At 58.8% G+C, this 23,531-nt stretch carries 23 protein-coding genes; 4 read left to right on the top strand and 19 right to left on the bottom strand.

Features of this window, described 5'->3' with window-relative positions:
* Both peaB and peaA read right to left on the bottom strand, forming a co-directional pair.
* Entirely contained in the window at positions 1-1,431 is a 1,431-nt protein-coding gene (peaB, locus tag AC3WK5_RS14060) for a quinohemoprotein amine dehydrogenase maturation protein (RefSeq protein WP_103317603.1), read from the bottom strand.
* A 93-nt stretch (positions 1,432-1,524) separates the two neighbouring features.
* Complete coding sequence (gene peaA, locus AC3WK5_RS14055) at positions 1,525-3,105, bottom strand: quinohemoprotein amine dehydrogenase subunit alpha (protein ID WP_103317605.1); 1,581 nt, start codon at positions 3,103-3,105, stop codon at positions 1,525-1,527.
* A 313-nt stretch (positions 3,106-3,418) separates the two neighbouring features.
* Between peaA and AC3WK5_RS14050 the strand changes: the two genes are divergently transcribed.
* Both AC3WK5_RS14050 and AC3WK5_RS14045 read left to right on the top strand, forming a co-directional pair.
* Entirely contained in the window at positions 3,419-4,090 is a 672-nt protein-coding gene (locus tag AC3WK5_RS14050; protein ID WP_103317608.1) for an HAD family hydrolase, read from the top strand.
* Positions 4,091-4,236: 146 nt separating this feature from the next.
* A complete protein-coding gene (locus tag AC3WK5_RS14045; protein WP_103317610.1) occupies positions 4,237-5,727 on the top strand; it encodes an aldehyde dehydrogenase family protein in 1,491 nt (496 codons plus the stop codon).
* Between the two features lie 52 nt (positions 5,728-5,779).
* On the opposite strand, the gene AC3WK5_RS14040 is transcribed toward AC3WK5_RS14045, so the two are convergent.
* The 14 genes from AC3WK5_RS14040 to AC3WK5_RS13975 form a co-directional block, all read right to left on the bottom strand.
* Positions 5,780-6,583: a transglutaminase family protein gene (locus AC3WK5_RS14040; protein WP_103317612.1), complete on the bottom strand. Its 804-nt coding sequence runs from the start codon at positions 6,581-6,583 to the stop codon at positions 5,780-5,782.
* On the bottom strand, positions 6,580-7,530 hold the full coding sequence (locus AC3WK5_RS14035) for an alpha-E domain-containing protein (RefSeq protein WP_103317614.1): 951 nt from the start codon (positions 7,528-7,530) through the stop codon (positions 6,580-6,582). Before AC3WK5_RS14035 ends, AC3WK5_RS14040 begins: the two co-directional genes overlap by 4 nt.
* A 12-nt stretch (positions 7,531-7,542) precedes the next feature.
* Complete coding sequence (locus AC3WK5_RS14030) at positions 7,543-8,952, bottom strand: circularly permuted type 2 ATP-grasp protein (protein ID WP_103317616.1); 1,410 nt, start codon at positions 8,950-8,952, stop codon at positions 7,543-7,545.
* Positions 8,953-9,255: 303 nt separating this feature from the next.
* Positions 9,256-9,597, bottom strand: a complete 342-nt coding sequence (locus AC3WK5_RS14025; RefSeq protein ID WP_019689386.1) for a ribonuclease E inhibitor RraB — start codon at positions 9,595-9,597, stop codon at positions 9,256-9,258.
* Positions 9,598-9,808: 211 nt separating this feature from the next.
* Positions 9,809-10,045, bottom strand: coding sequence for a hypothetical protein (locus tag AC3WK5_RS14020; protein WP_103317618.1), 237 nt, complete (start codon positions 10,043-10,045; stop codon positions 9,809-9,811).
* 137 nt (positions 10,046-10,182) lie between these two features.
* Positions 10,183-10,788 (bottom strand): START domain-containing protein, encoded by a 606-nt coding sequence (locus AC3WK5_RS14015; protein WP_103317619.1) that lies wholly within the window; start codon positions 10,786-10,788, stop codon positions 10,183-10,185.
* Between the two features lie 41 nt (positions 10,789-10,829).
* Complete coding sequence (locus AC3WK5_RS14010; protein WP_103317621.1) at positions 10,830-11,084, bottom strand: YkgJ family cysteine cluster protein; 255 nt, start codon at positions 11,082-11,084, stop codon at positions 10,830-10,832.
* Positions 11,085-11,251: 167 nt separating this feature from the next.
* Positions 11,252-11,755 (bottom strand): translation initiation factor 2, encoded by a 504-nt coding sequence (locus tag AC3WK5_RS14005; protein ID WP_103317739.1) that lies wholly within the window; start codon positions 11,753-11,755, stop codon positions 11,252-11,254.
* A gap of 91 nt (positions 11,756-11,846) precedes the next feature.
* Positions 11,847-13,286: an aminotransferase-like domain-containing protein gene (locus AC3WK5_RS14000; protein WP_054593319.1), complete on the bottom strand. Its 1,440-nt coding sequence runs from the start codon at positions 13,284-13,286 to the stop codon at positions 11,847-11,849.
* A 200-nt stretch (positions 13,287-13,486) separates the two neighbouring features.
* A complete protein-coding gene (locus AC3WK5_RS13995) occupies positions 13,487-14,299 on the bottom strand; it encodes an OmpA family protein (RefSeq protein WP_103317623.1) in 813 nt (270 codons plus the stop codon).
* Positions 14,296-14,652: a DUF4398 domain-containing protein gene (locus AC3WK5_RS13990; RefSeq protein WP_054593321.1), complete on the bottom strand. Its 357-nt coding sequence runs from the start codon at positions 14,650-14,652 to the stop codon at positions 14,296-14,298. The genes AC3WK5_RS13995 and AC3WK5_RS13990 overlap by 4 nt, the downstream gene beginning before the upstream one ends.
* Before the next feature lie 9 nt (positions 14,653-14,661).
* Complete coding sequence (locus AC3WK5_RS13985) at positions 14,662-15,486, bottom strand: substrate-binding periplasmic protein (protein WP_103317624.1); 825 nt, start codon at positions 15,484-15,486, stop codon at positions 14,662-14,664.
* Between the two features lie 81 nt (positions 15,487-15,567).
* Positions 15,568-16,497, bottom strand: coding sequence for an electron transfer flavoprotein subunit alpha/FixB family protein (locus AC3WK5_RS13980; RefSeq protein WP_054593323.1), 930 nt, complete (start codon positions 16,495-16,497; stop codon positions 15,568-15,570).
* A 2-nt stretch (positions 16,498-16,499) separates the two neighbouring features.
* Positions 16,500-17,249: an electron transfer flavoprotein subunit beta/FixA family protein gene (locus AC3WK5_RS13975; RefSeq protein ID WP_103317626.1), complete on the bottom strand. Its 750-nt coding sequence runs from the start codon at positions 17,247-17,249 to the stop codon at positions 16,500-16,502.
* Positions 17,250-17,796: 547 nt separating this feature from the next.
* Here AC3WK5_RS13975 and AC3WK5_RS13970 point away from each other — a divergent pair.
* Positions 17,797-19,461, top strand: a complete 1,665-nt coding sequence (locus AC3WK5_RS13970) for an electron transfer flavoprotein-ubiquinone oxidoreductase (RefSeq protein ID WP_103317628.1) — start codon at positions 17,797-17,799, stop codon at positions 19,459-19,461.
* Positions 19,462-19,551: 90 nt separating this feature from the next.
* Here AC3WK5_RS13970 and AC3WK5_RS13965 read toward each other — a convergent pair whose 3' ends face one another.
* Positions 19,552-20,442 carry an AraC family transcriptional regulator gene (locus tag AC3WK5_RS13965; RefSeq protein WP_103317630.1) on the bottom strand — a complete coding sequence of 297 codons (891 nt, stop codon included), beginning with the start codon at positions 20,440-20,442 and terminating at the stop codon, positions 19,552-19,554.
* A gap of 180 nt (positions 20,443-20,622) precedes the next feature.
* Between AC3WK5_RS13965 and AC3WK5_RS13960 the strand changes: the two genes are divergently transcribed.
* Positions 20,623-21,675 carry an NAD(P)-dependent alcohol dehydrogenase gene (locus AC3WK5_RS13960; protein ID WP_054593327.1) on the top strand — a complete coding sequence of 351 codons (1,053 nt, stop codon included), beginning with the start codon at positions 20,623-20,625 and terminating at the stop codon, positions 21,673-21,675.
* Between the two features lie 102 nt (positions 21,676-21,777).
* Here the strand turns inward: AC3WK5_RS13960 and AC3WK5_RS13955 are convergent, their stop codons facing one another.
* The gene (locus AC3WK5_RS13955) at positions 21,778-22,659 is read right to left on the bottom strand and encodes a hypothetical protein (protein WP_146039823.1); all 882 of its coding nucleotides are present in this window, start codon (positions 22,657-22,659) and stop codon (positions 21,778-21,780) included.
* Positions 22,660-22,722: 63 nt separating this feature from the next.
* Entirely contained in the window at positions 22,723-23,517 is a 795-nt protein-coding gene (locus AC3WK5_RS13950) for an IclR family transcriptional regulator (RefSeq protein WP_103317633.1), read from the bottom strand.
* Positions 23,518-23,531: the final 14 nt, after the last annotated feature.

Below are 23,531 nucleotides of genomic sequence, written 5' to 3'. Positions count from 1 at the left end.
TCAGTGAGCCTTGCGCGGAGTGATGTAACTGCTGATAAACGCAGGGTTGTGAGCCATGATCCGGGTGTAGACCTCGATGCCGAAGTCGACCCAGTCACGCATCAGTTCGCAGTAGTGATAGGTCGGGTGGGTCGGGTCGCCATAACGGGCGTAGCTCTCGTGGTAGCAGCCGCCGGAGCACAGGTTGCGGATCTGGCAGTCTTCGCAGCCGGTGTTGGTCCGGTCCAGGCGCAGGGACAGGAAATCGTTCAACTCAACCTGTTTCACGCCGCTGTGGACGTTGCCGAAGGTCGGCAATGACGAGCCGGTAAAACGGTGGCAGAGGTTGAGTTCGCCCTTGTGATCCACCGCCAGCATCTTCAGCCCGGCACCGCACGGCAGGGCTTTTTTGTGGCCCTCGTGGATGTCGGTGATCAACTGATGCAAGTTGGAGAAACCGATGTTGCGGTGCTCCAGCGCCGCTTCCAGATAACGCCGGCCGAGTTTCTTCATGTTGGCGAAAACTTCGATCAGTTCGTCGCTGGACAGGTTGAAGCTGCTGATATCACCCGAGGTCACCGGGGCAAAACCGACTTCGGCAAAACCCAGCTCGTTGAACAGGTGGTCCCAGATGGTTTCGACGTCGGTGACGCCAGTGGTCAGGGTCACACGTGCACCAACCGGGCGGCTGTTGTAGCGCGACAGCAGCATCTCGGCCTTGCGCCGAACCACGTCATAGGTGCCCTGCCCGCCCACCGTGATGCGGTTGCGGTCGTGCACGGTTTTCGGTCCGTCGATGCTCACCGACAAACCAAAGCGATGGGCATTCAGGTAATCGACCGTTTCCTCGGTGAGCAGCGTGGCGTTGGTGGTCATGACGAACTCGACGAACTTGCCGGCCTCGGCAAAACGCTTCTCGCAATAGTCGACCATGTACTCGATCAGCTTGCGATTGCTCAACGGCTCGCCACCGAAGAACACCACGGTGAAACGCTCTTCGTCAGGGGATTCGCGCAGCAGCATTTCCACTGACGCGACGGCGGTGTCGACGTCCATCTTCTTGCCGGCCGATGGCTTGTCGAGGTCTTCCTTGTAGCAATAGGTGCAGCTCAGGTTGCAGCCAGTATTGACGTTGAGCACCACGGTGTTGATCGCCGTGCGTTCGACCCGTTTGGTGCCGATGTCCGGGGTCAGTGGCGAGCCGTCGCTGACCAGTTCCAGCGAGATCAACTCGCGCAGGGTTTCGGTGATTTCTTCACCGTTGAAGCGTGCCGCCAAGCGCTCGATCAAGTCCTCCGAGGAACAGCCGGGACCACGCAAGGTATCGATGATGGTCCCGGTCAGCTCATCGCTGGCGAACAGCGAACTGCTGGGGATATGGAACAGCATGCGGTCGGCATCGACATGCACTTCGTGCAGATTGCGCTCGACCAGATTCAAAATGGCGCCCATTACAACCTCCTGTGCAAACCCCGTTTGGTGAAGCCTGCGGTCATTCCTGAAAAGTGTCCGAAACCGTTACGTCAGCCAGCTCACGTTTTCAAATCAGGGAATGGGTGGATTGTTCCAGCGTTGCACGGTGACGATCATGTGGCCCTCGCCGGTCAGGGATTTCCCTGCGTCGTCGACGGCGGCGATCACCTTGAGGTTGCCGGCGTTGTTGGTGGACATCTTGCGCGCAGGGTTCGGCCCGGCATCGCCTGGGGTGAACACGCCGCTGTCGGCCTGCATGGTGCCGGCGAACTTGACGTCCTGATCTTCCTTGGCGCGGTCATCAAAGGCTTCGACCTTCCATTGCGCCGGGAACACACCAATGCGGTACGGCTTGCCATCGACGCCTTTGCCCCAGGCTTCGGCGTCAAAACGGCCCTGGACTTTCGGCGTCGAGCCGCCACCCTCACCGATCCGCGCTACCGAAAACTCCGGCACCACCTTGACCTCGGCAATCTGGCTGTAGACCGCCAGCGTCGCGCCTTTCAAGTTGCCAATCGTGACCTCGCGCGCGCCCGGCTTGGCGTCGGCGGCGGCTTTGAGCCTGACCTTGATGCGCTCCGGACTTTGCTCCAGCACTTGCGCCACTTGCACACCGCTGCCGAAGTTCGGCGTGCCTTGCAGGCCGCTGCCGATCAGGGTGACTTCAGTTTCGCCGCCGGCCTTGAGGTAACCCGGCTGCACCGCCAGCAAACGGCTGGAACCCTGTTTGGCGGCGATAAAGTCGAGGCCGCGTTCATCGTGCTCGGCTTCGAACATCCGGCCTTGCAGCTCAGTGCCCTTGGCGGCAAACACCTGGCGCATGACCACCCCGTCGATGGTCACGTTGCCGCGCCATTCATACCCGCTGTAGAGAATCGCGCTGCCGTCGCCGTTGAACGGGCTGCCATCGGCGTATTGGCCTTTGACCGTGACCTTGAACTGGTCGGCGCCCGAGGCGCTGACGCTCATCACGCCGGCCAGCTCGCCCTTGCCCGGCAAGTGGCCGCTGAAGCTCCAGTCGCCCACCAGCGCGTCGGCTTTCGGTGCGGTTTTCTGCCAGCTTTTCCAGGCCGGGTTGTCCAGCGGATAGCGCTTGGCCAACAGCGGCACCATGTCTTTACGGGCAATGTCGAACCAGTCACGGTCGCGGGCCAGCGCCTGGTATTCCAGGGACGGCCATTGGCCGAGGTGGAAGTTCACCAGACGTTCCCACTCCTGGGCCGGTCGTCGTTGCAGGGCGATTCGCGCGCCGGAGTGGCAGCGACCGCACATCTGACTGGTCTGGTCGTCGAAATGCTCGACAGTGTTGAGCCGGCGCTCCAACGCATAACGCACGCCATCGGTTTCGCTCGGTGCCAGGCCCTGGGTATCGGCGAGGTATTTGACCAGGGTGCGACGGTCCTCATCACTGATCTGCAAACCGTGCATGGTCTGCATCCGGGCGATGCTCATCAGCCAGCCTTCGGGGGTTTTGCGCTGGTGACTGATACGGCTCAAGGCATTGCCGGCTTCAGGGGTGTGACAGCCCTGACAGGTTTCCTTGAGAATGCTTTGGGCGTCACGCGCCGCCATGCTTTGCGGAGCATGCAGGGCGGCACACGCAGCGAGCGCCAGCAGACTGGCGCTCATGCCTGATCGGAGTTTTCTCTTCATCAACGTCGAACCTCGCACGGTGCTTTCTTATTTTTTGAATGATCGTTTTCAGGGTCTCTGCCGTCGGCGAGCCGGTCGCTGACGGCGGCAGGAGAAACGTCTGCGAAGGAGCAATACACGGAGCGTGCCAGCTTATTAATAGCCTTTAAAATCAAATAATTGGCGAGAAATAATGGATTTTTATCAGCGCTGAGAAAGGTCAACGGCGTCTAATATCGCGACAACTGTTGCACTCTGAGACGAGCATAGATGACGCCCTGCGTATACGATGGCCCGCTATCCGCTTAACCGCTTCAGCTACGGGAACTGCGCCATGCTCAATGCTTTGCTCTTCGACCTCGACGGCACCCTGACCGACACCGATGCGCTCCATCTGCTGGCGCTGCAACAGCTGTTGCAGGAGGAGGATGGCCGGGTCTTCAGCAAAGCCGAGTTCGAAGCCCATGTCAGTGGCCAAGCCAACGCCAACATGTGCCGTTACCTGTTCCCGGACCGCTCGGTGGCCGAGCGCGAAGCGTTCGCCGAACGCAAGGAAGTGCGCTTCCGTGAGCTGTCGCCGCAACTGACGCCGATTGCCGGGCTGGTGCGGTTACTGGATTTCGCCAAGGAACAAAACATCGGCATCGCCGTGGTGACCAACGCGCCAAGGGCCAACGCCGATCACATGCTGCAAGCACTGGGCCTGCGTGAGCGTTTCGAACATATCGTGGTCGCCGAGGAACTGCCCCGCGCCAAACCCGATCCCCTGCCCTACCTCACCGGCCTCGAACGTTTGCAGGCCAGCGCCGAAGTGACCCTGGCGTTCGAAGACTCGATCCCCGGCCTGACAGCGGCAGTGAACGCCGGGATTTTCACCGTGGGCCTGGTGACCAGCCAACGCCGCGAGACGCTGCTGGCAGCCGGCGCGCATCTGGTGATCGAGGACTTTGACGATCCGCAGCTGTGGGCGGTGATTGATCGCATGTTGAGCCGTCAAGGGTTATAGCTGTCTCACCCGTGTCTCAGTTTGCAACAACGCCGTGCGCTCCTCTCTGCTGCTTTTGGCCCTGAACCCCGCCAAATACAGCCCTTCGGCAAACTGGCACAACCGTTGCGAAAGACCTCGTCACACGAACAAGACGAGGTCTTACCATGCCACTCCCTTATCTGCTTCCTGCCGTTTCGGCGTTCATCCAGCGCGCCCCGCGCATGCTGATCGGCGCCGAGTGGGTCGAGGCCGCCGACGGCCAGACCATGCCCTTGCACAACCCGGCAACCGGCGAAGTGCTGTGCGTTGTCCCGAAGGCTACGCCAGACGACGTTGATCGCGCCGTGCTCGCCGCGCGTCATGCGTTCGATGATTCGGCCTGGACCCGCACCCGACCTCGGGAACGGCAAAACCTGCTGTGGAAACTCGCTGACCTGATGGAACGCGACGCTGAACTGCTCGCGCAGCTGGAATGCCTGAACAACGGTAAAAGCGCGGCCGTGGCGCAAGTCATGGATGTGCAGCTGTCCATCGACTTCCTGCGCTACATGGCCGGTTGGGCGACCAAGATCGAAGGCTCCAGCGTTGAAGTCTCGCTGCCATTGATGCCCGATGATCAATTCCACAGTTTTATCCGCCGTGAAGCGGTGGGTGTGGTCGGCGCCATCGTTGCCTGGAACTTCCCGCTGCTGCTGGCCTGCTGGAAACTCGGCCCGGCCCTGGCGACCGGTTGCACCGTGGTACTGAAACCGGCGGATGAAACGCCGCTGACCGCATTGAAACTCGCCGAGCTGGTGCTGGAAGCCGGCTACCCGAGCGGAGTATTCAACGTAGTCACCGGCACCGGGATCACCGCAGGTTCCGCGCTGACCCATAACCCATTAGTGGACAAACTGACCTTCACCGGCTCCACCGCCGTCGGCAAGCAGATCGGCAAGATCGCCATGGACTCCATGACCCGGGTTACCCTGGAGCTGGGCGGTAAATCGCCGACCATCGTCATGGCCGACGCCAACCTCGGCAGTGCCGCTGCCGGGGCGGCCAGCGCGATCTTCTTCAACCAGGGCCAGGTCTGCTGCGCAGGTTCGCGGCTCTATGTGCAGCGCAAACATTTCGACAATGTGGTGGCCGACATTGCCGGCATCGCCAACGCGATGAAGCTCGGCAATGGCCTGGACCCGAGCATTGACATGGGCCCGCTGATCTCGGCGCGCCAGCAAGAACGGGTGTACAACTACATTGAAATGGGCCGTGAAAGCGGCGCGACCATTGCCTGTGGCGGTGAGCAATTCGGCCCCGGGTTCTTCGTCAAACCGACGGTGATTGTCGACGTCGATCAAAAGCATTCGCTGGTTCAGGAAGAGATCTTTGGCCCGGTGCTGGTGGCGATTCCGTTCGATGACGAAGCCGATGCATTGCGCATGGCCAATGACAGTCCGTATGGCTTGGGGGCGAGTATCTGGTCCAACGACCTGGCGGCCGTGCACCGGATGATTCCCCGGATCAAGTCCGGTTCGGTCTGGGTTAACTGTCACAGCGCCCTCGACCCGGCACTGCCATTTGGCGGTTACAAGATGTCCGGCGTGGGCCGGGAGATGGGGTATGCGGCGATCGAGCATTACACCGAGTTGAAATCGGTGTTGATCAAACTCTAAAACAACCCTTATCGATCGTTCCCACGCGGGCGCGGGAACGATCAGGAACGGGCTACTGCTGTTGCACTGAGATCACCGGCGTCGGCGCGACGAATACCTTGGCGTGCATCTGCTCCCCGCCACCGCCACGACGCATGCCACGTACCGGGCAGGCATCGAGATAGTCGAGGCCTACAGCCAGTTTCAGATGACGCTCGGGCTTGGCCAGTTCATTGGTGACATCGAAGCTGTACCACGCGTCGTCGAGCCAGGCTTCAGCCCAGGCGTGACTGGCCAGGTGTTCGCTATTTTCGCTGAACAGATAACCCGACACATACCGCGCTGGAATCCCCAGGCTACGCGTACAGGCAAGAAACGCATGGGCGTGATCCTGACAGACCCCGGCGCGCCCGGCGAACGCTTGAGCGGCGCTGGTGTCGACTTCGGTGGAGCCCGGCGTGTAGGTCATGTGCTGGTTGAGGCCATGCATCAAGTCGATCAACGCTGTGCGATCGCGCCGTTGGTGACATTGCTTCTCGGCGAATGCGCGTAACGCTTCATCCGCCTCGGTCAGTCGAGTGAAACGCAAGAACGGCAGCGCTGACTGGCTCTCATGCTCGGCCTCACGCAACTCATCGATGTCCACCAGGCCTTGTGCGCCGATGATGATCGCCTCATGAGGCTCGTCCATCGTCAGTACATGCAGGATGTTGCCAAACGGATCGAGTTGCGCACGCACTGGCCGTGGCAGGTCGAGCTGCCAGCTCAGTACGTGCTGACGCTCGCTGTCGTGAGGCGTCAGTCGCAAATACTGGATGCTTGCCCGCACCTGATCTTCGTAGTGATAGGTGGTCTCGTGGCTAATGGAAAGTCTCATGCAGCCTCCAGATAGGAACTGTGTATGGCGTTGCCCAACTGGCGCACCAGCGGGATGAACTCGGTCAGCCAGGCGTGCAGGCCTTCGGCGAGGATTTCGTTGATGCCGGTGTATCGCAGCCGCGCATCCACTTCTGCTGCCAGACGTTGCGCTGGACGGCCATTGGTCCCCGGCAGGCTCGCGAGGATCTGGTCGATTTCCTCAGTGCAGGCACGCAGCGAACGCGGTACGTCGGCACGTAGCAGCAACAGCTCGGCGACGTGCCTCGCGCCAGGCGCGTCGCGGTAGATCTCGGTGTACGCCTCGAACGACGACAAGGCCCGCAGCAACGCACTCCACTGGTAATACGCGTGGGCCGTACCATCGCTGACCGCCTCGGCCTGATCACCGGCCATTTCGTAGCGGGCATCGAGCAGGCGTAGCGTGTTGTCGGCCCTTTCAATGAAGGTCCCCAGGCGAATGAAGCGAAAGGCATCGTTGCGCATGATGGTGCCGTAGCACGCGCCCCGGAACAGGTGGGAACGTTCTTTGATCCACTCGCAGAAACGGCTCATGCCATAGCGGCTGAGACCCTGTTCGGCGATACCGCGAATCTCCAGCCAGGTTGCGTTGATGTTTTCCCACATGTCGGCAGTAATCCGCCCACGCACTGCGTGAGCACTGGCGCGCGCGGCTCCGAGGCAACTGTAGATGCTGGCCGGGTTCGCTGCATCCAGGGCGAAGAAGTGCAGCAAACGCTCGGCATGCAATTGACCGTGGCGCTCAAGGTAATCGTCCAGCGTGCCGGTGATCAGCAAGGGCATCGCCAATTCGTGCAGACCATCGCCGCGCCCATCCTGCGGCATCAATGACAGCGAATAACTGATGTCGAGCATCCGTGCGAGGTTTTCCGCCCGTTCCAGGTAACGCGACATCCAATACAAATCCGAGGCGGTTCTACTTAACATGGCAGGTTTCCTTCAATCCTCGACCACCCAGGTGTCCTTGGTTCCGCCACCCTGGGACGAATTGACCACCAGGGATCCTTCGCGCAGGGCTACACGGGTAAGGCCACCGGGTACGACCCGGGTTTCGCGGCCAGACAGGACAAACGGACGCAAGTCGATGTGCCGCGGCGCGATGCCGTTTTCGACAAACGTCGGGCAGGTCGACAGGGACAACGTCGGTTGGGCGATATACGCGTGGGGCTTGGCCTTGATGCGTGCGCGGAACGCTTCGATTTCGGCGGCGGTGGCCGCGGGCCCGACCAGCATTCCGTAACCACCGGAACCCTGAGTTTCCTTGACCACCAGCTCAGGCAGGTTCGCCAGCACGTGAGAAAGTTCTGACGGGTTGCGACACTGCCAGGTCGGCACGTTCTTCAGGATCGGTTCTTCGTCCAGGTAGAAACGAATCATCTCGGTCACGAACGGATAAACCGACTTGTCGTCCGCGACACCGGTGCCGATGGCATTTGCCAGCACCACATTGCCGGAGCGATAGGACGACAGCAGTCCTGGAACGCCGAGCATCGAATCCGGATTGAACGCCAACGGATCGAGGAAAGCATCGTCGAGGCGACGGTAGATCACGTCGACGGCTTTCGGACCGTCGGTGGTGCGCATGAACACCTTGTCGTCGCGCACGAACAGGTCCGCGCCTTCCACCAACTCCACGCCCATCTCCCGCGCCAGAAACGCGTGCTCGAAGAACGCACTGTTGAAGCGCCCGGGAGTCAGTACCACGACACTCGGATTGTCCAGCGGGCTGGAGCTTTTCAGCGTGTCGAGCAACAGGTTCGGGTAATGATCTATGGGCGCGATGCGCTGGGCGGCGAACAACTCGGGGAAGAGCCGCATCATCATCTTGCGGTCTTCGAGCATGTAGCTGACGCCACTGGGCGTGCGCAAATTGTCTTCGAGCACGTAGTACGTGCCGTCGCCATCGCGCACCAGATCGACGCCAGAGATGTGCGAATAGATATCGCGGTGCAGATCCAGCCCTTGCATGGCGAGCTGGTATTGCTCGTTGGCCAGCACTTGTTCGGCCGGGATGATGCCGGCCTTGATGATGCGCTGCTCGTGATACAGGTCGGCGAGGAACATATTCAATGCCTTGACCCGCTGAATACAGCCGCGCTCAACGATCCGCCATTCGCTGGCGGGGATGCTGCGGGGAATGGTGTCGAAGGGAATCAGGCGCTCTGTCCCCTGCTCATCACCATAGAGCGTGAAGGTTATTCCGGCACGATGAAATAACAGATCGGCCTCGCGTCGCCGTTGTGCCAAAAGCTCGTCAGGCGTTTCAGCTAACCAACGGGCGAACTCCCGATAGTGCGGGCGGACCAGGCCGCCAGCGTCGTACATTTCATCAAAATAGGTGCGGATCATGCCGTACTCCTTGTCACCCGGACACCTGGACTTCGCAAGGCCCGTGCCAGTGGCATAAACGCTTTGCTATCAATCGGTTGGCTAATCACCGAAGACACGCCGCACCAATCCTGTGCAGCAAATGCCCCAACCCGTTCGTCCCCCGCTTCATTGCGAAGCAATGCTCATGGTCAATACCCGCCTAGCCAGAGTTGATTTCACGGCCTGTGTGCGGTTGCGATCCTTTGACATTCTCAATGTCCGAAAACGAAAACGGCCAACCCTGAGGTCAGCCGTTGCTGAGTGTTGTCGCTGTTCATAGTGTTATGCGAGTAGCCCTCGTACCTCCTGCTTGACGCCCCATCCTTCGATAATCCCCCCCAAAGGCTCGACCACCGCCTCAAAGTCCTGTTCAAAGTCACCGATGCCGCCATAAGTGGCGTACATCACCTTGCTCAACTCCAAATGCCAGGCACCGTCATCACGCACGCTGACCTGCGCATTCAAGGACTCACCGCGAAAATGCCCTGCCGCCCTGCGTGCCCGCTCCTCATCCGGAAAAATGGCGTAGAACTCGATGGGATGGAACCGTGAAAAGTCAAAACCGCCTTCTTTCATGCGGCGCAGCACACTGCTGCTGATGTCTTCTTGATAGGCTGTGCTCATGAAACGTCCTCCTCAAACTGATGGATAGACTTTCCGTACTCCCTGCGCCCGCAACCGAATGGTGAGGGCGATACGGCAATCAAATTGCCGCCGGGAAACAAGCATGTAGCTGACAAGACCAGACCTTAGCGATCCATTCGCTGATCTCGTTTGCAGAGTAGCCCCAAGTCAGAGCTGCTGCCAAGGCCTGTTTGCGAGTCGCATCAAGTGGTTATGCAAGTGGAGTGATACTGAGAATTTCAATACTGTTCTGATCTTTCAGGCTTTTGACTGTCGGATCATCCGTTCGCCCCTCCAGATCATTGAGATCGAGCTCGGCCGGGACAGGGAGGAGTTTTGCCCGAATCAATTGCGCGGCCCGCTCCATCGTGGGTTTTTGTTCGCAATCGAATTGCTCCACGGTCTGCACGCCGTGATCATCTACGAAGGTGACTTCCCACTTTTGCATCGGTGCCTCCTTGGTAAAACCCACAGATGGGCTTACAACATCTCGACCCCGAATACCGGAAAATCGTTCCTCCTGAATCCATCGGTTTGATGTGAAAAAGGCCGCCGGTTGGCAGCCTCTTTGCGAAAAGCACGGCATTACTTCTCGGCGCGTGCTTTCAGGGCTTTCAAGGTATTGAAGGGTGCGTCGACCACAAACTTGTTGGCCAGCCACGACGGCACACTACCACCTGGCTCGGTGTGAACCTGATAGGTCACTTCGACCTGGTCTGCACCTTTTGGAACAAATTTCCAGAAGCCTTGAACCTGGGTGACACGAACAAAACCTTTTTCTTCAGGCAGGTAGGTCGGCACACCTTCAAGCTTACGCGTCAGGCTGCCATCGGCGCCCTCGACAGTGGTCACGTGCAATACCGAATCACGCGCCGTCACCGGCCATGGGGTGCTGAACTGCGTGTAGGTCCAGCTTTGATCGCCTTCGTGCTTGAGCAACTTCTGTGCCTTGCACTCATGGATCCAGGCACACGCGCCAGGCACGTCTTCCTGAAGCGCGCGCAACTTGGCCACGGAGGTCTTCATCACGGTCACACCGCGGTAGGCCTTGTACTGAGACCCGGCGACTTCACTCAGGGAAACCTTGATTCCGTCCTCATCCTTGGCAGTTTTCCAGTCTTCGGCCTGGGCTGTCGTGGCCAGCAGAACCGTCAAACCACACAACACAGCGATACGATGCAGCGAACCCATAGTCTTATTCCTTATTGTTGAAGTTCCGTTCGTTGAACACACTACGCCGCGGTCATTTGCTCCCACCAACCGATCAACTTGATGGCTTCTTCCCGGCTGTTGCCACACACCTCGACATCCGCCTGAAACGCGCCACAGACCGCAGGCCGTTCAGGCTTGCCGAAAATACGGCACAGATTATCGACAGACAGTTGCACACAACGTTCTCCCGCCGCTTTGCCGTTTGGCATGCCGGGGATGGGTGTGCTGATGGAAGGGGCAATGCAACAGGCGCCACAGCCTTCACGGCAGTTCATGACGACACGCTCCTCGCGACGGGTAATGTGTTGGATAACGTGGACTAGAGTACCCGCTAAAACAGCCGTTTGAAATTGGCCGGATAGAGGTTTTTCGCTCAAACACGCGTGACTGACCAGTCTCCGACCAAGCGTCAGGTGCGCGGGTCACAGAGCAATGTGCGATTTTACTGCTTGAACTGGAATTCCAGTGCCGCACCGTCGACCTCTCGGTGCTCTTCCTTGCGCATTTGCAACTGCATTTCGTTACTGAGCAGGCGACCGTTAAGCTGGAACGGGCTGTCAGCCTTGATTTTTTCACCAAACATGGGCGGCAGCAAAGGGGCATGTTTGACTAGCGGAACAGTGCCAACAGGTTGTAACTGCTTAACCATGTCCGGCGGCAGGCTCAAATCCAGCTTGGCTGGAGGCAAGTACGTGGTTCTGACCACCTCGCTCGCGGATTTTGATTTTGAGGCAATGGGTGGGCGTTTCTTTTGTGACTTCGGCTTCTTTACTGCTTCGGCCTTTTTGGCTGGTATGTGTTTTTTTGTCGGCACAACGGGCTTTGCCTTCACCTCAGAAGTGCTGATGCCCCCTTTATCCGGGGCGACCGCAGCCATTGCGCTACCCGGCATGAAGACACTCAAGAGGCACGCCAACATCAAACCAGCAGGAAAAATCGCTTTCATGAACACTACAGCGCTAACGGCAGAGGGCCATATGCTCGCTTGTTGTAAGGCGCCTGACAAGCTCGCATAGCAATCCAGCCCCTGATGCACGTCAAAAACCGCCAGCCGTCTCCTGACAAAGCTGAGTGGCCAGCATCCCGAGTGTCATCAGCGCCCGCTCGGCCTCACGATTCCACGGCGTGCCGCAGTTCAAGCGAATGCAGTGATTGAATTGTTCGGTGTTACTGAAAATCAGCCCCGGCGCGATACTGATGCCCTGCTGCAACGCACGGACATGCAGTTCCTGCGTATTGACCCGCCCCGGCAGGCTGACCCATAGAATGAAGCCACCCGTGGGCCGGGTTATCTGAGTTCCCTCAGGGAAATACTGCTGCACCGCCAACTGGAAGGCGCTGAGGTTCTTGCGGTATTCCTGGCGAATGTAGCGCAAATGACGATCGTAGCCGCCGTTCTCCAGATAGGCTGCGATCCCCATCTGCGTCACGCTGCACGCCGAATGGGTGCTGAAGGTCTGCAGCCGCTGGATTTCCTGCTGGTACTTGCCGGCAATCATCCAGCCGATGCGCACACCGGGTGACAGGGTCTTGGAGAAACTTGAGCAATAGATGACCCGATCCAGCCGGTCATAGGCTTTCAGCGATTTGGTGCGGCCTTGCTCGAACATCAGTTCGCCGTAAATATCGTCTTCGACCACTTGGATATCGAAGTCCGAAGCCAGACGCAGCAGCTGTTTTTGCCGCTCTTCCGGCATGGTGCCACCCAGCGGGTTGCTCAGGCGCGTGGTCAGCACCAACGCCTTGATCGACCACTGGTTGGCGGCCAGTTGCAAGGCTTCCAGGCTCATGCCCGTCGCCGGGTCACTGGGGATCTCGATGACTTTCAAACCCAACAAATCGGCAAGCTGCAACAAGCCGTAGTAGGTCGGCGACTCAGCCGCGATCAGATCGCCAGGACGTGTCAGGACGCGCAACGACATTTGCAGCGCATCGACGCAACCATGGGTGATGACCACTTCCGATGGGTCGACCACTACACCGGCATCACGCATGCGGATCGCCACCTGGCGACGCAACGGTTCAAAACCCGGACTGAACATGTAACTGAACGCCCGCGGGCTGTGAAACCGCGTGACCTTGGCCAATTGCTGGTGCAGTGCCCGTACCGGCAGATAGTCGACACTGGGCACCGCAGCGCCTAGCGGGAACACCCCTTCGCGACGCGACTCGACCAACACTTGCTGAATGATACTGCTGCGCGTGACCAGGCCGGGGCGTTCGACACGCGCGATATCCGGCGTCGGCGCGGTCAGTGCCGGGGTCTGGTGAACGTAGTAACCCGACTGCGGGCGTGCGCGAATCAGCCCCTGATCTTCGAGGTTGGCATATGCCTGAAGTACCGTCGCGTGGCTGACATTGAGCTGCGAGCTCATTTTGCGCACAGAAGGCACGCGCTCGCCGGGCTGATAGACACCACGCCGGATATCCTCAGCCAATTGCTGAGCGATTCGTTGATAGAGCAAGAGATTGGTCATGACGCAGCACTCGATTTCACGGGCATTTTATTCTTGTGTGAAACATTACCGGAACAGTTTAGAAGTGTACTGGGACAGTTGCCACAATAGTCGACCGTACAGTGCAGTGACAGCAAAAACTGTACTGTTTTGAGAGCCATTTCGCAGGTACAAAAAAACCCGGCACCACTGAGGGGCCGGGTTTTCCAGTAACGCTGACCTTAGCGGGCAGCGCCGAGCTGGCCTTTTTCGTCGGAGAACACAATTTCGACCCGGCGGTTCTGCGCACGCCCCCGTTCGGAAGCGTTGGCCTCTACCGGGTATTCATCGCCGTAGCCTTCGACCTGAATGCGCTTATCTTCGATCCCCAGATCGATCAGCATGTCCGCCACCGACTGGGCGCGATCACGAGACAGTTTGAGGTTGTCCTGCTTGCCGCCGGTGCTGTCGGCGTAACCTTCGATACGCACCACGCGCTTGGGGTTGAGCTGCAGAAACTGGACAATTTTCAATACGGTGCGATTTGCCGAGTTTTTCAGCTCGGCTTCACCGGTGTCGAACAGCACATCCCCCAGGGTCATGACCAGACCGCGATCAGTCTGGGTCGTAGCCAGGTTGATGATTTGCTCTTCCAGCCATTTACCCTGTTGTTGCACGCTGAGCAGTTTGTTCTCGCGCAACGCCAACTGCAGGCGCTGACGCTCCAGCTCAAGCTTGGCCCCACGTTCGTCATTCAGCGCTTGCTCGGTGTGCTGACGGGCAATTTCGCTGTAACGCTGACTCAGGTAAGCGTAATGCTTAACATCCGGGCCGCTGCCCCAGTAGGTCGACAGGCGATCAGCCCGGGCAAGCGACTCACCCGCCCGAATCACGTCCTTGGGCGCGATGCGCAGCACATTCGAATCTTCCTTGACCTTCTGAAAGTCAGCGCTGGCTTGTTGCAATGCCGCTGCGCTGTGTTGACCTGCGCAGCCGGCAAGCCCTGCGCAACCCACCAGCAGCAAACCGCCCAGAATGGTGTTTTTCAGGCTCATTGGGCATCTCCCAATTGCTTGCGCAGGCGAGTGATGCGGGTGTTGAGCACGTTCAGCTTTTCTTGACTTTTCACTGTCAGCACCTTGGCCTCGGCCAGACGCGCGTCCAGTTCTGCCTGTTCGGCCTGCATCCGCGCATCCTTGAAGGCTTGAGTGGTCATGTCGGCCTTAGCCTGAGCGAACTTACCTTCAGCGAGTTTCAGCTCTGGCACGTCTTCAGTGGTTGCCCCGACAGCGGCGGCCTGTTCCAGGGCCCGTTCGGTCAAACGCAATTGTTCATTCGGCGCCGGATCGGCAGCACAACCCGCCAGGGCCATAACGGCCAGGGCAGCGAAAAGAGGTCGAAGAGTCACTAAATATCCCTACTGTTTTGGAGTGCTGACGGGTTGCTGCAAGTGTGCTTTCCAGCGCTCCAGATTGCGCTGCAGCACGGCCTCCGTCAGGCCGGACGCGGGCAATTCTGTCATCTTTTTCGACAGCTGTCCGCGTAACCATGGATCGTTGCAGGCAGAGTTGCGGGAAATGGCAAGGAACAGCCCCGGCCGGTCGATTGGCTGCGGATACGCCTGCACATCGTTGGTCATGCCCAATGTCTGTGCCATGGCCATCCCGGTATAACGCCCGGCGAGCACATAGTCCGCCTCACCCAGTAGCAACTTCTGAAAAGCCTGTGTCAGGTTCGGTAGGCTCATCAAGGTCAATTGCTCTTGTGCGTACGCCTCGAACGGTTGTGTCAAACGAGCCTTTGCCGAGACTGCGCCAACATGCCCACGCAAATCCTGCGCCTCGTTGTAGACCCATGCCGAGCCCTTGCGGGTCCAGACCAGATAGTCGTTTTCCAGCAACGGCGGCTGGATGTAGTCCAGTGATTCGAGTTGATTGTCCATCAGAGGCGCGTCGGCCAGCATGTCGATACGCCCGCTACGCACTTCATCCAGCGCTTGAGATCGATTGCCGGCGTACAGCAACTCGACCTTGATCCCCAACTCCCCCGCCATCTGCTGCAACAAGTCAGCGCTGGTACCGATCAAGTGCGTCGGGTCTTGCGGGTCTTGCCACAGATACGGTGGTGCATCCGGGCTGCCGGTCACCACCAGCCGCTCGCATTTGCCCGCAGCGACTGACAGCGAGGGCAAAGCCAGCAGGCTCAGCAGCACCCACAAGCCGCTCAAGCGATGCAAATCCATGGCGTATTTCCCCACACTCAAATCGCAGACAATAAAAAACCCGGCCAAAAGGCCGGGCTCTTTATAAGTCAAGCTGCTGGATTAGACCAGCTTCTCAAACTCGGGGATAGCTTCGAACAAGTCCGCCACCAAGCCGTAATCGGCCACCTGGAAGATCGGCGCTTCTTCGTCCTTGTTGATCGCAACGATCACTTTGGAGTCTTTCATGCCGGCCAGGTGCTGGATCGCGCCGGAGATACCGACGGCGATGTACAGCTGTGGCGCAACGATCTTGCCGGTCTGACCGACCTGCATGTCGTTCGGTACGAAACCTGCGTCGACCGCAGCGCGGGAAGCGCCAACAGCAGCGCCCAGCTTGTCGGCCAGGGCGTACAGGTGCTTGAAGTTGTCGCCGTTCTGCATGCCGCGACCGCCGGAAACGACGATCTTGGCAGCGGTCAGTTCCGGACGATCGGACTTGGCCAGTTCTTCGCCAACGAAGCTGGAAGTGCCAGCGTCGTGAGCAGCCGCAACTGCTTCAACGGCAGCCGAACCACCTTCGGCGGCAACCGGATCGAAACCGGTAGCACGCACGGTGATGACTTTTACCGCAGCGTTGGACTGAACGGTAGCGATGGCGTTGCCGGCATAGATTGGGCGCTTGAAGGTGTCAGCGCTTTCAACCGAGATGATCTCGGAGATCTGGTCAACGTCCAGCTGAGCGGCAACGCGCGGCAGGATGTTTTTACCGTTGGAGGTGGCAGCAGCCAGGATGTGGCTGTAGCCCTTGCCCAACTCTGCTACCAGCGGTGCAACGTTTTCTGGCAGTTGGTGTGCGTAGGCAGCGTTATCGGCGACCAGCACTTTGGCCACGCCAGCGATTTTCGCGGCAGCTTCAGCTACAGCGCCAACGCCCTGACCGGCAACCAGAACGTGGATGTCACCACCGATTTTGGCGGCAGCCGCCACGGTGTTCAGCGTGGCTGGGGCCACTACTTTGTTGTCGTGTTCGGCGATTACCAAGATAGTCATGATCAGATTACCTTCGCTTCGTTTTTCAGTTTCTCGACCAGTTCAGCCACCGACTTGACCTTGATGCCTGCGCTGCGTGCAGCCGGCGCTTCGACTTTCAGGGTTTTGTTGGTAGAGGCGGTGGAAACGCCCAAAGCGTCAGGAGTCAGCACTTCAAGCGGCTTCTTCTTGGCTTTCATGATGTTTGGCAGGGACGCATAGCGCGGCTCGTTCAAACGCAGGTCGGTGGTGACGATGGCTGGCAGTTTCAGCGAAACGGTCTGCGCGCCGCCGTCGATTTCGCGAGTCACGGCAACTTTGTCGCCAGTGACTTCGACTTTCGAAGCAAAAGTGCCCTGACCGTATCCGCTCAGTGCAGCGAGCATCTGGCCAGTCTGGTTGTTGTCGCTGTCGATGGCTTGTTTGCCAAGGATCACCAGCTGAGGCTGTTCCTTGTCGACAACAGCCTTGAGCAGCTTGGCAACAGCCAGGGAAGTCAGGTCTTCGGCGGATTCGACGAGGATGGCACGGTCGGCACCCAGAGCCAGCGCGGTGCGCAGTTGCTCTTGAGCGGTGGACGGGCCGATGGAGACGACGACGATTTCAGTCGCAACACCTTTCTCTTTCAGGCGTACGGCTTCTTCCACTGCGATTTCGCAGAAAGGGTTCATCGACATCTTGACGTTAGCGAGATCGACGCCGGAGTTGTCCGCTTTGACGCGAACCTTGACGTTATAGTCGACCACTCGTTTGACAGCTACAAGAACCTTCATGGATTCCTCGTTACTCTCCGGTGAAAAGAAAGTCGCCTAGGCGAACCTGGCGGTTGATGCTCATCGGGCACAAGGGCACCTCTAAAAACGCCGGCATTTGTACTGGGTGACCCGGCTCACGAAGCGTAATGACCGTTCGTCAGTGGTGACTAACGAGTCATTCTTTGTCGCGACGTGTAAACTTCGCGCCAAACCTGTGCTGCGCGTCACCTTGTACCGCCTTCGCCCTGTCTTTAGAGGTGCTCTTGAAACCAACAGTCAGCCTACGGCGAGCGCAAAACCGCCCGTATCTTGACCGGAACACCTATTCCGGTCAATACGCCAAAATGGCCAGTCATAAGCCGCGCTTCTTTGATTTCTCTGGGCTGGAGCAAATTCAAACAAACGTTTGTATTGGACGCTAAGAGTGGTGTAGATATAATGCGCCGCCTAGAGAGAAAGGTGGCTCATCGATTGTCCTCTCCCAGCGTTGTGCAGGGATTCATGGATGCGACACCAAACCTCCAATTAGAAAAAAAACTGTTGAGCCTTGAGTAGGAGATAACCTGTGGAACGCGAATACATGGAATTCGACGTGGTCATCGTCGGTGCCGGCCCCGCTGGTCTTTCCGCCGCCTGCCGATTGAAGCAGAAGGCCGCCGAAGCCGGTAAGGAAATTAGCGTCTGCGTGGTCGAAAAAGGCTCCGAAGTCGGCGCTCACATTCTGTCTGGCGCGGTGTTCGAACCTCGGGCGCTGAACGAACTGTTCCCGGACTGGAAAGAACTCGGCGCACCGCTGAACACTCCGGTCACTCGCGATGACATCTTCGTTCTGAAGAACGCCGATGGCGCGATCAAGATTCCAGACCTCTTTGTGCCCAAGACCATGCACAACGAAGGCAACTACATCATCTCCCTGGGCAACCTGTGCCGCTGGCTGGCTCAGCAGGCCGAGAACCTGGGCGTAGAGATCTACCCGGGCTTCGCTGCTCAGGAAGCACTGTTCGACGAAAACGGCGTGGTTCGCGGGATCATCACCGGCGACCTTGGCGTTGACCGTGAAGGTAATCCGAAAGAAGGCCTGTACACCCCAGGCATGGAGCTGCGTGGCAAGTACACGCTGTTCGCCGAAGGCTGCCGTGGCCACATCGGCAAGCAACTGATCAAGCGCTTCAACCTCGACACCGATGCCGACGCCCAGCACTACGGCATTGGCCTGAAAGAAATCTGGGAAATCGATCCGGCCAAGCATCAGCCTGGTCTGGTGGTGCACACCGCCGGTTGGCCGCTGGACATCATGGGCACCGAAAACACCGGTGGCTCGTTCCTCTATCACCTGGAAAACAACCAGGTTGTAGTCGGCCTTATCGTCGACCTGTCCTACAGCAACACTTACCTGTCGCCGTTCGACGAGTTCCAGCGCCTCAAGCATCACCCGGTGCTCAAGCAGTACCTGGAAGGCGGCAAGCGCATCAGCTACGGTGCGCGCGCGATCTGCAAAGGTGGCCTGAACTCGCTGCCGAAGATGGTCTTCAAGGGCGGCGCGCTGATCGGTTGCGACCTCGGCACCCTGAACTTCGCCAAGATCAAAGGTAGTCACACCGCCATGAAGTCCGGCATGCTCGCCGCTGACGCCGTGGCCGACGCCCTGTTCGCAGGTTCCGAAGGCGCTGATGAACTGAACAGCTACGTTGAATCGTTCAAAGCCAGCTGGCTTTACGAAGAACTGTTCGCCAGCCGCAACTTCGGCCCGGCGATCCACAAGTACGGCGCTATCGTCGGCGGTGGTTTCAACTGGCTCGACCAGAACATCTTCGGCGGCAAACTGCCGTTCACCTTGCACGACACCAAGCCGGACTACGCCTGCCTCAAGCTCGCGGCCGACAGCAAGAAGATCGACTACCCGAAACCGGACGGCAAACTCAGCTTCGACAAGCTCAGCTCGGTGTTCATCTCCGGTACCAACCATGAAGAAGAACAGCCTTGCCACCTGAAGCTGGCCGACGCGAGCATCCCGATCAGCAAGAACCTGCCGCTGTACGATGAGCCCGCTCAACGCTACTGCCCGGCTGGCGTGTATGAAGTGATCACCAAGGAAGACGGCGAGAAGCGCTTCCAGATCAACGCCCAGAACTGCGTGCACTGCAAGACCTGTGACATCAAGGACCCTGCGCAGAACATCACCTGGGTAACGCCGGAAGGCTCTGGCGGCCCGACTTACCCGAACATGTAAGTCAAATTGCCAAACATCAAGGCTCCCGAAATGGGGGCCTTTTTGTTGCCTGGAGCAAACGACACCGCCCTCTGTAACTGCGACTGAAATCTAAGCCACCCGTTCATCCCCCGGATTACGCTCGAAGTAGCGCTTATACTCGCGACTGAACTGCGACGTGCTCTGATAACCCACCCGATGCGCAACCTGCGCCACCCCCAGCCCTTCCGACAGCAACAACTGCTGCGCCTTGAGCAATCGCAAGCGCTTCAAATACTGCACCGGCGACAACAAGGTGCTGCGCTTGAAATGCTCGTGAAAGGTCGACGTACTCATGTTCGCGCAACTGGCCAGCGTCTCGACGTTCAGCGGCTCGGTGAAGTGCGCATGCAAATGACTCAAGGACGCCGCAATCCGGGCAAATTGTCCCTGTTGCTCGACCAACGCCCGTAGCACATCAGCCTGCGGACCGCGTAACGCCACGAACAACAACTCACGCAACCGTGCCTGCCCCATGACCTGACACTCCAGCGGATCGTGCAGGCAGTGCAACAAGCGCTCGACACAGCCACGCATGCCGTCATCGAGTACCGCCGAGGTCATGGATTCGGGGGTTTGCGCAGGCGTATTGCGCCCATGCACCAACCCCATGGCCAACACCAGTTCGCCCAAAAGCGCGCGGTCGATGGCAATCGAAACCCCGAGCAATGGCGCATCAGCCATGGCAAAGGTTTCGCATTCGAACGGTACCGGCAGTGCCTGAATCAGGTAATGCCCGGCACCGTATTCCAGCGTACGCGCACCCAGATAGGCGACTTTGCTGCCTTGGGCAATGATCATCAGGCTCGGCTCATAGATCTGCGGGCCACGCGCCACATCGCAACTGGCTCTGAGTACGTGCACGCCGGGCAAGCGTGTCGGCACGAAACCATCACGGGTCGCCAACGGCTGAATCAGCCCAACCAGCGCGGCATTGGCATCGAGATGACGGGTTAACAACATGGCAAAAACTTCGCGAAAAAAGGGATGAAAGCATCATCGCAGGTCTGAGCGCCAATGCGACCGCTCCACCGAAGATGCCGGAGGAATAGGCATAAGACGCGGAGGAATCGTCATGGCCGGTGAAGCGGGCGGCGCGGAAAATCCCCCACCTCACCCGTCACTGCTTTTGCGAGGTTCACCATGTACACCGCCATCGGTTACGCCGCCCAGTCGGCCACCACTCCCCTCGCCCCGATGACCTTCGAACGTCGCAGCCCGCGTGCCGACGACGTAGCGATCGAGATTCTCTACTGCGGCGTCTGCCACTCCGATATCCACCAGGCCCGCAACGAATGGGGCATCGCGGTTTACCCGTTGATGCCAGGCCACGAAATTGTCGGCAAAGTCACCGCCATCGGCACCAATGTCACCGCCCATAAGGTGGGTGATCTGGTCGGCGTCGGCTGCATGGTCGACTCGTGCCGCCACTGCGAAGCCTGCCATGCCGACCTCGAGCAATATTGCCTCGAAGGTCCGACCCTGACCTACGCGACCCCGGACCGGGTCGACGGCAGCAACACCATGGGCGGTTACTCCGACAGCATCGTGGTCAGCGAGCACTTCGTCGTACGTATCCCCGAGAAACTCGACCCGGCCAGCGCCGCACCGATCCTCTGTGCGGGCATCACCACCTACTCGCCGCTCAAACACTATGGCGTGAAAGCCGGCGACAAAGTCGGGATTCTCGGCATGGGCGGCCTCGGTCACATGGGCATCAAGTTTGCCAAAGCCATGGGCGCTGAAGTGACGCTGTTCACCCGCTCGGCGAGCAAGGCCGAAGAGGGTCGCCGCCAAGGCGCGGACCACGTGATCGTATCCACCGACGCCGAACAGATGAAGGCCGCAGCCGGACAGTTCAACTTTTTGCTCGACACCATTCCGGTGCAGCACGATCTCAACCCGTACCTCGATACGCTGCGCTTCGACGGCGTGCACATTCTGGTCGGTCTGATCGAGCCGATCGATCCACCCGTTCACGCCGCCAAACTGGTGCTGGGTCGCCGGGTGCTGGCCGGTTCGTTGATCGGGGGTATTGCAGAAACCCAGGAAGTGCTGGATTTCTGCGCCGAGCACAACATCACCTGCGACATCGAAATGCTCGACATCCGCCAGATCAACGAGGCTTACAGCCGCATGATCGCCGGTGACGTGAAGTACCGCTTCGTCATCGACATGGCAACCTTGAAAGTCTGAGTCAGGCCCTGTCGCTTAGCGGAGCAAACCACCGGGCTGTGAGCTCTTCGACCCAAGACTCTCGCCCGGTTTTTTTCATTTGGGTCTGCCAATCCACCTTGGTCAGGGCCCCTCGCCAGGGACATAGAGCTTTATTGTTTCAGGCTCATCGGCCCCCACTTGATGGGTGTAGCCCAAGGAGTCGGTCACACCCTCCTCCTTGCGCCCATCCATGCGCACAATAATGTAGGGAGCGTCCGGTATCGCCAAACCGGTTTCCTGGTTAACAACGCGGTACTTGTCTTTGTAGGGCGCAAACGAACTCAACAGCCCACTGTAAGGCAAACTGCTGCATACACCGCCATGGACAATGGTCTCACCGCCATTCCAAACCCATTCGTTGATACAGACAGGCTCAAACAACAACCAGGAAAACGGACGATCTTCTGGCGGCAGAATCACATAGGCGGGTGAAAGGATTTGTTTATCCACCTCGGCAATGATGCGCGACGTCGGGATATACATGATCGTTGAATAGTACGGCTTGAAAAACCACGCGACACTCACGGTTTTACAGGGAATGTATTCCTGGGATTTCAGCAGCGGGAGCAGTACTTCCTTCCTGATTTCACGTTGAGCGCGGTGATGATCGCTACCCTCGGTAAATCTGACCGAGGTCCAGAACTCGTAGCGACGATCACCCTCAACAAGATGGGCATCCTCCAGAAAACCTTGCATCGACAAGGTCATAGTGTGATTGTTTGAAAAGTTCCTATCACCGTCCAGTGAGCACATAATCCACGCATTGACACCATCGTTGATACCGTTGGACTTGTAGATGTTCGCCACGTCCCGATCGGACCTGAAACGTAACTCATACTGACCATAGCCTTGGTGTTTGATCGAGGTAAACTCAACCCGCGCATCAGGTACGTGTAACTGCATGCACGACGAACACAAAACAACCATCAACACCCATAGCATCCGTACCATTTTCATTCCCAAGATAACGCTCCATTCCCCAAAAACCTGCTCAACCCACCGCACGTCTGATCAGACGTTAGCGGCTTATAACCTGGCCCCTAGCTCTGCCGACAGCCGAGCCGTGACTCCTTTGATCAAGGGAATAAGCTCGGCCATTTTCTCCAGCGGCATGTACGGAACCGTGCTGGCGATGCTGATGCCCGCGACGATCCGCCGACTGGCGTCGCGAACCGGTGCCGCTACACAGCGGATCGACGGTTCGTTGTCTTCCAGATCGAAGGCATAACCACCCGCCACATAATCCAGCATGCGCTGCTGAAACTGCTCCCAGGATTGCTCCGGGTGCTGCGGCCAGAACTGACTCTTCCCACCCGCCGGCAAGCTGATCTGATACAACCGCTGCCACTCTTGCTGCGAGTCATCGAGCATCAGCGCCTTGCCGATCCCGGTGCGCGCCAGTGGCATGCGATGACCGACTCGCGAGCGCATTTCCGGGCCATTGCGCCCCGGAATCTTGTGCAAGTACAACACCTCGTCGCCTTCACGGATCGCCAGATGGATGGTGTCGCCGGTCAACACCGACAACTCGTCCAGATAGGGCCCGGCAAGGGTTACCAGCGGCAGCTCTTCGCGGGCCTGAAAACCCAACTCGATCAACTTGGGCCCGAGCAGGTAACCCACTTGCGGCACCACGCGCAGGTATCGCTCGTCCACCAGGCAACTGGCCAAGCGGTGCGTGGTGCTGCGGGTAGTGCCGATCAGCCGGGCGATTTCCTTGAGATCACGAGCACCGCCAGCCACGGCATGCACCACAGCCAAACCACGCAGCAACGTTTGCGTGCCGGTTGGCGCGGCATTTTTCGAGAGCTCTTCCTGCATAGTCCAGCCTTACC

Source organism: Pseudomonas sp. FW306-02-D09B (genome assembly GCF_058782685.1).
Note: the sequence above shows the minus strand (reverse complement) of the source record. Positions and strands in the feature narration are given on the sequence as shown.